The sequence below is a fragment of the Williamsia sp. genome, assembly GCF_016462415.1.
Taxonomy (GTDB): domain Bacteria; phylum Actinomycetota; class Actinomycetes; order Mycobacteriales; family Mycobacteriaceae; genus Williamsia_A.
In genome coordinates this window covers 8,885-16,918 of record NZ_JAEMTF010000094.1, presented here as the reverse complement: position 1 = coordinate 16,918, position 8,034 = coordinate 8,885, and the positions used below count along the sequence as shown (strand labels likewise).

Genomic DNA, 8,034 nt, shown 5'->3' with positions numbered 1-8,034 from the left:
GGTTGACATCCTGCCATTGGGAAATGACACTCTCCGGGTGTGTGACGCGGCGCACATCCGTACGGGTGAGGTGCTGCGGTCGGTCACCGGATCACCGGTGCTCGATTCGCACATCTGATGAGAAGCCATTCGGGAGGCTCGCCGTGTTCGTCACACCCATCCGCCGCTGGACCACGGTCATCGCCATCGTGGTGGCGGTGTTCGCTTCGAGTACGACACTCGCCGTCGCCAAGGCGCCGCCGGGATACGACGACTTCGCCGATGTCTGGCCCACCTCGGTCTCGCAGGCGCAGTGTCGGCCCGGCGACCGGGTCGAGACCGGGGTGCAGGGCGAGGTACCGCTGGCCGACCGCAAGAGTGGCCGGAGCAGGCGCGGATACAACTGCAACATCGACCTCGTCGGACAGCTTCAGAACGAGGGCACCGGGATCACCAGCGCGTCCTACAAGCAGTGCACCTACACCGGCACCAGCTTCCCGACCAACCTGCTCAACCGAAAGCCCGCCGGTGTCAACGTGATCGACGCGTCCGATCCCGCCCGCCCGGCGCGCACGGCCGTCCTGAACGAGCCCGCGGCGTTGGGCGGCACCTGGGAGTCGTTGAAGGTCAACGAGGCCCGCGGCCTGCTCGTGGGTACCGCGGTCGGCATCCTGGAGGGCGCCGGATACATCTCGGTGTACGACATCGCCACCGATTGCGCCCACCCACGCCTCCTGAACCGCGGGGCAGGCAGCCGGCTGACCATGCCGATACCGATCACCACGCATGAGGGCGACTTCTCCCCCGACGGCAAGACGTACTGGGCGTCCGGCGTCGCACCGGGTTACATCAGTGCCGTCGACCTGACCGACCCGAGTCGGCCGATGGTGGTGTGGAGCGGCGTCACCGGGATCTCCGCGCACGGAATGGGATTCACCCCCGACGGTGAGACCATGTACCTGTCGAACCTCGCCGGACTGACCATGATCGACGTCTCCGCGATCCAGAACCGGAAGCCACGCACGATCGTCTCCCGCCTGGCGCCGCACATCGGGCAGAAGTTCTGGACCGACGGGCAGATCACCCAGCACACCATCTACGTCACCTACCGCGGGAAGCCACACGTGTTCTCGATGGACGAGGCGGGTTCGGGCGGAGCGAAGCTGTTCGACGCCACACGCTCATCGAACCTGACGTTGCGCAACGTCATCAAGCTGGCCATCAACCTGCCGAGGAATCAGACGCGGGCAGTGGCCAGCGCCGGCGGCAACGGGCCATTCGCCTACGAGTCGCACTACTGCTCGGTGGACCGTCCGGTCGATCCGCGCCGGATGGCCTGCGGTTGGATCCAGTCCGGTATCCGCCTCTTCGACATCAGCGACCCCGACCGCTTCCGGGAGATCGGGTACTACAACCCCGCCGCGCAGGTGGGCAAGACGTTCACCACCCTGACCAACTCCATCCACGCCGGACTCGCCAACATCGCGGCACCGCCCATCATCGGCACCGCGGCGCTCGGTCGGGCGATCCTGCAGGGGCAGGCACCGCTGACCGGGATCGTCAACGATCGGTCCCGACTGATCGGCGTCGACATGACCGCGGACTGGTGCATGTCACCGCCACAATTCCGTGGCGACCTGCTCTACGTGACCTGCTCGGACAACGGCTTCCTCGCGCTGCGGATCGATCCGCGCGCAGGGACGTCGCGGTGAGGCAACGCTGGGCGTTGTGCATCGTCGCCCTCACGGCCGGGGTGTCGATGATCGTCGGCGTGATGATCGGGAACGCGAGTGCCGACGATGCGGCGCCTGCCCTGAGCGGTGTCGACGTCGGTTTCGCCCAGGACATGCTGGCCCATCACCAGCAGGCGATCACCATCGTCGGGCAGCTCTCACCGCAGGCGGCGCCGGAGGTCCGCGCCGTCGCCGATCAGATCTCCGGCACCCAACTCGCCGAGACCGGGCAGATGCGCGGGTGGCTGCAGGCGGCCGGTGAGCCCGAACAGTCGCCCACGCCGATGGCCTGGATGGGATCGGAGCATGCTCAGCACTCCGATCACACCGGGTCGGCGATGATGCCGGGGATGGCCGACGACGCGGAGCTGACCGCGCTGCACGAGACGACCGGCGTCGCCAACGAGATCCGGTTCCTGCAGTTGATGATCCGGCACCATCAGGGCGGGATCAGCATGGCGCAGTACGTGCGCCAGCACGGTCACAACTCCTCGGTCACCGCCACCGCGACGCAGATGCAGGACGAGCAGAGCAATGAGGTGGATCTGATGGTGACGCTGCTGACCGCCCGTGGCGGTGCGCCGTTACCGTTTGCCTGAGGGGATCGAGCGGGCGGTGTCGTTGTTGCGCAACCTGATCCGCATGGTGTGATCGGCACCGGCGACCACGGTGCCGGTGGCATCGACGATGTCGACGTGGTGGACGACCTGCGTGACGCCGTCACGGGTGGCCTGTTCGCGGATACGCTCGGCCTCGTCGTGCGGGAGGTCGACGCGCAGTTCGAGCCGACCGCGGCCCGGGGCCACGAAATCGATGCTCGCGGCCTTGGTCCACACCTCGAAGCGGCGACCGAGCTGGGCCGCCAGCATCATCCCGTAGAGGACGTCGGTGGCCGAGAACAGCGCTCCCCCGAACGCGGCGCCGTGCAGGTTGGCCGTCCACGGGTAGACGCGGACCGTGATGGCGCCGGAGGTCCAGTCGTCGGCGATGTGCGAGACGCGCACACCCGCTCCGAGCAGCGGCGGGTAGAGCCCGACCAGCAGGCGGAACCTCGACGGCTTGAAGAGCCAGCCGTGGAAGACGGTCTTGTTGTTGTTCACACCCGCCATTGTCGGCCCATCCTGCTGTAGGTCGAACGCTCGACACGTCGTGCGTCACGGTAACGATTCCGTTCGACTGTACGACAGCTCCACCACACCGTTCGCGCCCCTCCCGATCGGAGACCACATGAGGACACGCTCGATCGTTCGGACCGTTGCCGTCGCCGCAGCGGTCGCCGGGTTGGCAGCATGCGGCTCACCTGACGATTCGGCGTCGACCGCGACGTCGGTGGTGACCGTGACACGTACCGCTGCGGCTCCCTCGACCGTCACACCGCCGACCACCACCGATCCGCCCGTCGTCACCGAGACCGTCACCAGCACCGAACCCCCCATCGAGCAAGGCACCGACGAGCAGGGCACGCCCGATGCGTCGACGTATGTGGGTCACTACCAACGCCACTCGAGCACCCTCGACCTCGCCGCGGATCGAACGGGAGCGCTGCTCGAGGGCGACGGCGCCGTGGACAGCGAGAACTGGGCCGTCACATGGCAACCGACCGCGCAGGGGATCTCGATCACCTACCAGCGGCTCATCCGTCAGTACGGCGTCGGGCTCTACCACCACCCCACGCAGGGACTCACGGTCACGGCGACCTACGCGACCGGCGAGACCGGCAATCGAGTTCTCGAGGTGTCACAACCCGCGCCCCGTCCGAGCACCATCATCTGGTGCCTGCCCCGGACACCCTCACCGGAATGCGGCGCCTGACCGGGCAGCCCCGCTGCACGCGCGCGACGCCGCACCGCCTCACATGGTGGTGTGACCGTCGATGCTCTCGCGGATGATCTCGGCATGGCCCGCGTGCTGCGAGGTCTCGGCGACCAGATGGATCAGCACCCGACGGACGCTCCACTGCGCGCCGGGCTCATTCCAGGGCGCCGACGGCAACGGTGACTTCCGCGACAGGTCACCGGCGTCGGCGATCACGGCCTCGGTCGCGGCGGCGACCCGCTCGTAGTCGGCGATCACGTCCGCCCGGCTGTCGTCGGGAAGCATCTCGAACTCGTTCTGGCGGTCGATGGCCCACTGCGGGTAGGTCTGTGCGGTCCCCGACATGAGGTCCTCCCAGGTGACACCCTCGGGCAGCGCCAGTTCCATCCCGGAGGTGCCCTCGGTGACGAACCGCATCCACGCGGTCTCGGTCGAGGCGACGTGCTTGATCAGCCCGCCGAGACAGAGTGCGCTGGCCGTGGGGCGCAGGCCCAGCTGCTCGTCGGTCAGGCCCTGCACGGTTCCGAGCAGAACTGCCCGTGCGACGGCCAACTCGGCGAGCAATTCGGTGCGCTCGTCGTCGATCTCGATGGTGGTGGTCATGGTGTTGGCTCCCTGGTGCTCGGTGATCGTCATGAGATGAGCATGTCCCAGATTGAGGACAGTTACGGTCCTCGATACCTCAGACCGCAGCGGGGGATTTTTCGGCCGAATCAGAGCGCGCTCCCAGTGCGTCCACGAGCGCGATCACCAGTGCGACCGCGGTGAGGCCCGCGGCCACCGACATCCCGATCTGGAAAGCCGGCGCCGAGTCGCCCGGAGAGTCGGCCACCTGCGCGAAGAACACCGCACCCACCAGCGCGATCCCCGCAGCCGAACCGATGCGCTGTCCCGTCTGCAGCACGCCGCCGGCGATCCCCGCCCGCGCGACCGGCACGTCGTCGAGGGTGAGCGTGATGTTCGGCGAGATGACCAATCCCGATCCGATGCCTGCCACGAGCAGTGGCAGAGCGGCGGCCCATCCGACGCCGTGACCGGGCACGGCCAACGAGGCGAGCACGGCTCCGACCATCCCGACGACGACCATCGCCAAGCCGGTCGCGACCAGGCCTCGCCCGAAGCGGCCGACGAGGTTGCCGCCCACCCGGGCCGACACCGCTGAGCCGATGGCGAACGGGGTCACCGCCAGACCCGCCTGCAGGGCCGAGTACCCGAGCCCCTGCTGCACGTAGAGCGTGTAGACGAAGAAGATGGTGGTGAAACCAGCGAAGTAGACCATGCCGATGACACAGCCGAGGGTGTACGACCGCAGCGAGAACAGACGCAGGTCCACCAACTGCTGCTCGCCGCGGCCGCCGAGTCGGCGTTCCCACAGCAAGAACGTGGCGAAGAAGATCGCGGCCGGGATCAACAACAGCCATTTGGCGTTGCCCTGCCACTGCTGTTCCTGGACCAGCGGCAGCATGATCGACACCACGGCCAGCCCCAGCAGCACGATGCCGACCGGGTCGAAACTCGAGGCGCGCAGGGGTTGCCGGGATTCCGCGGGCGTCCCCGGTAGCAGCGCGATCGCGGCCACCAGTGCCACGACGCCGATCGGGATGTTGACCATGAACACGTACCGCCAGCCGTGTTCGGTGCCGCCGAGTTCGATGAGCACGCCGCCCAGCAACGGACCGACCGCGGTGGAGATGCCGATGGTGGCGGCGAACAAGCCGAACGCCTTGGCTCGTTCCCGACCCCGGAACAGCTGTTGGATGATCCCCGACACCTGAGGGCTCACGATGCCGCCGGCGACACCCTGCACGAGTCGCGCGATCACCAGGACCAGAGGACCGGTGGCGAGTCCGCAGGCGGCCGAGGCGACGACGAAGGCGATCAGTCCGACGATGAACGTCGTCTTGCGGCCCCGGGCGTCACCGATCCGTCCGGCCGCGACGAGGACGAGGCCGAACGCCAGCGCGTACCCCGACACCACCCACGACAGGTCGGCCGACGTCGCACCGATCCCCTTCTCGATCGACGGCAGCGCGACGTTGACGATCGACACGTCCAGCAGGGTCATGAACCCGATGACCAGACACACCGCGAGCGCCTTCCACCGCCTTGGGTCGGGCTGCGATTCGTCGGAGGACGTGAGGTCGGGTGTCGACATTGTCGGTTGTGCGCCTTTCGGTCTGGAGGTCATGCGGGTGGCGGCATCCGGACGAAAGGCTGCGTCACGCCAAACCGCCGAGTCTACTTTCCCGACCGGGCACAATCGCGGTCGTGACCGAACGCGACGAACACGACCGAGGACTCGGGCGACGGATCGAGCGCGATGCGCTGCCCGCGTGGCGGCGTATCACCGCGGGCGAACCGCGGTGGGCCGCCTCGGTGGCGATCGTCGCCGTCATCGCGCTGCAACTGGCGCTGCCCGAGCGGCTCAACCTGTCGTCGCGATTCCTGCTGCCGGCGATCGAGGCGGTCCTGCTCGTCACCCTCGTCGCCGCCAACCCGCTGCGCATCGATCGCGTGTCCACTCCCCTGCGCTGGGTCAGCCTGACGCTGATCGCGGTGGCGAGCCTGGCCAACGGGTACTCCGCGGTGCGCCTGGTGCTGGAGATCGTGTCCGGAGACCACCGGGTGTCCGCCGCAGCCCTCCTCGCGACCGGCGGGGCGGTGTATCTGACCAACATCATCGTCTTCGGCCTCTGGTACTGGGATCTCGACCGTGGCGGCCCCGCGGCACGAGCGGCCGGCCTACGCCGCTACCCCGACTTCCTGTTCCCCCAGATGACCACACCCGATGTGTCCGACCCCGACTGGGAACCGCAGTTCGCCGACTACCTCTACGTGTCCTTCACCAACGCCACCGCTTTCAGTCCCACCGACACCATGCCGATGCACCGCTGGGCCAAACTCCTGATGGCGGTGCAATCGGTGATCGCTCTCGCGACGGTGGCCATGGTGCTCGCGCGCGCCATCAACATCTTGAACTGACCCACTCACCCGATCGTGTAGACCAGACCCGATTGCTCATCGACGAGCACGATGTCGCGCAACCTCGGCGACCTCATCGGGATCGAGGACTCCGAACCACGGGTGATACTCGACGCCGTTGCCACACATGGTGACCTGACCGTGCACCATCGCCGCGCAGGGGCGACCGAAGAACAACTGCTGCAACGGCCCGTGCGGGTAACGGGTTTGTCGCATTCGGGGATGCCGCCACACCGCTGGGCGATACTGATGGCCGCCGACGAGATACGTCGGATACTGATCTTTATGGGGCAAACATGAAGAAACTCGTGATCGCGGTGCTGGCGGCCGGCGCCTTGGTCCTCGCGGGCTGTTCGGACTCCGACACCCAGAGCACCACCGATTCGGCGACGAACGCCGCCAACAACGCGGCCGACGACATCGGCAGCGCCGCATCCAAGGCCGCGGACTCCGCAGGCAACGCCGCGTCGAACACCCGCGACGCCGGATTCGTCGCAGCGCTCGGCGTCGCGAACCTCAAGTTCGGCAGCGATGACGACATGGTCGACGAGGCCAAGGACGTGTGCGAGGACCTCAAGGGTGGCAAGAGCGCCAGCGAGGCCGCCGACAGCGTGAAGGACAAGTACAACGACGACCAGGGCAAGGCGCTCAACTTCGTTCGCACCGCGGTCCCGCTCTACTGCGCCACCGAAGCCGGCAAGCTGATCGGCTAGGCACCGCCCGCCGTCATCGCGAGAAGGGTCTCGCGAAAGGCGACGGCGGCCGGCGGCAGATAGCGGTCGGGAACCCACCCGACCGCTATCTGCCGCACCAGTCCCGCATCGCTCAGCGGTACCTCCACCACGTCGTCCCGGGGGCCGGGCGCCGGGGGCAGCAGCGCGACGCCCAGACCACCGCCGACCAGACCCCGCAGCGTGCCGATGTCGGTCCCCTCGAAGGTGATCCGCGGTGACAGTCCCGCCTGCACGCACGCGTTGTCGAACACATGACGCAGTGTGTGCTCACGGTCCAGCGCGACGAACGACTCGTCGACGAGATCGGCGAAACGCAACCTCTTCCGCGTCGCGAACCGATGTCCCAGCGGCACCACGACCAGCAACTGCTCGGTGTACAGCGGCGCCCACGCCACGTCGAGCACGTCGGCGAACAGGCCCGGAACGCTGATGCACAGATCGGTCACCCCGCCCGCGAGTCGGCTGATGACGTCGCGACCCGAATTCTGATGGAGCTCGAACTCGACTGCCTCATGGGTGCGTCGATGTTCGCGGATCGCCCGCGGGACCACCGTGGCCCCGAGTGAGTGCAGGAATCCCACCGACACCGTGCCGGCCGCTGCACCGGCGAGTTCGCGCACCGTCGAGACCCCGATGTCGATGCTGCGAGCCACATCTCGTGTGGAATCGCGGAAGGCGAAGCCGAAGCGGTTGAGTTCGTTCACCCGACCGCGGCGCGTGAACAACGGGACGCCGATCTCGCTCTCGAGCGACGCGATCGCCCGACTCACCGCGGACTGCGACACCACGAG

Annotated in this window: 10 protein-coding genes; 6 read left to right on the top strand and 4 right to left on the bottom strand. The window is 67.7% G+C overall.

Annotated features, from left to right (window positions below):
- The first annotated feature begins 143 nt into the window (after positions 1-143).
- Together JHC79_RS18490 and JHC79_RS18485 are read left to right on the top strand one after the other, a co-directional pair.
- The gene (locus JHC79_RS18490; RefSeq protein WP_296393553.1) at positions 144-1,691 is read left to right on the top strand and encodes a hypothetical protein; all 1,548 of its coding nucleotides are present in this window, start codon (positions 144-146) and stop codon (positions 1,689-1,691) included.
- Positions 1,688-2,311, top strand: coding sequence for a DUF305 domain-containing protein (locus JHC79_RS18485; RefSeq protein WP_296393552.1), 624 nt, complete (start codon positions 1,688-1,690; stop codon positions 2,309-2,311). Before JHC79_RS18490 ends, JHC79_RS18485 begins: the two co-directional genes overlap by 4 nt.
- On the opposite strand, the gene JHC79_RS18480 is transcribed toward JHC79_RS18485, so the two are convergent.
- Positions 2,297-2,812 (bottom strand): DUF4442 domain-containing protein, encoded by a 516-nt coding sequence (locus JHC79_RS18480; RefSeq protein ID WP_296393549.1) that lies wholly within the window; start codon positions 2,810-2,812, stop codon positions 2,297-2,299. The two genes, JHC79_RS18485 and JHC79_RS18480, sit on opposite strands and share 15 nt — an antisense overlap.
- 127 nt (positions 2,813-2,939) lie before the next feature.
- Here JHC79_RS18480 and JHC79_RS18475 point away from each other — a divergent pair, with 127 nt between their 5' ends.
- Complete coding sequence (locus JHC79_RS18475) at positions 2,940-3,524, top strand: hypothetical protein (protein ID WP_296393547.1); 585 nt, start codon at positions 2,940-2,942, stop codon at positions 3,522-3,524.
- A 39-nt stretch (positions 3,525-3,563) separates the two neighbouring features.
- On the opposite strand, the gene JHC79_RS18470 is transcribed toward JHC79_RS18475, so the two are convergent.
- Both JHC79_RS18470 and JHC79_RS18465 read right to left on the bottom strand, forming a co-directional pair.
- Positions 3,564-4,163 carry a DinB family protein gene (locus JHC79_RS18470; RefSeq protein WP_296393545.1) on the bottom strand — a complete coding sequence of 200 codons (600 nt, stop codon included), beginning with the start codon at positions 4,161-4,163 and terminating at the stop codon, positions 3,564-3,566.
- 46 nt (positions 4,164-4,209) lie between these two features.
- The gene (locus tag JHC79_RS18465) at positions 4,210-5,682 is read right to left on the bottom strand and encodes an MFS transporter (protein ID WP_296393543.1); all 1,473 of its coding nucleotides are present in this window, start codon (positions 5,680-5,682) and stop codon (positions 4,210-4,212) included.
- A 113-nt stretch (positions 5,683-5,795) separates the two neighbouring features.
- On the opposite strand from JHC79_RS18465, the gene JHC79_RS18460 reads away from it, so the two are divergent.
- From JHC79_RS18460 to JHC79_RS18450, 3 genes are read left to right on the top strand one after another with little or no spacing between them, the layout of a single operon-like run.
- Positions 5,796-6,509, top strand: a complete 714-nt coding sequence (locus tag JHC79_RS18460; RefSeq protein ID WP_296393542.1) for a hypothetical protein — start codon at positions 5,796-5,798, stop codon at positions 6,507-6,509.
- Between the two features lie 51 nt (positions 6,510-6,560).
- Positions 6,561-6,809, top strand: coding sequence for a hypothetical protein (locus JHC79_RS18455; RefSeq protein WP_296393540.1), 249 nt, complete (start codon positions 6,561-6,563; stop codon positions 6,807-6,809).
- A complete protein-coding gene (locus JHC79_RS18450) occupies positions 6,806-7,222 on the top strand; it encodes a DUF732 domain-containing protein (RefSeq protein ID WP_296393538.1) in 417 nt (138 codons plus the stop codon). The genes JHC79_RS18455 and JHC79_RS18450 overlap by 4 nt, the downstream gene beginning before the upstream one ends.
- On the opposite strand, the gene JHC79_RS18445 is transcribed toward JHC79_RS18450, so the two are convergent.
- Positions 7,219-8,034: LysR family transcriptional regulator (locus tag JHC79_RS18445; protein ID WP_296393537.1), on the bottom strand; the 816-nt coding region annotated here is incomplete at its 5' end. The two genes, JHC79_RS18450 and JHC79_RS18445, sit on opposite strands and share 4 nt — an antisense overlap.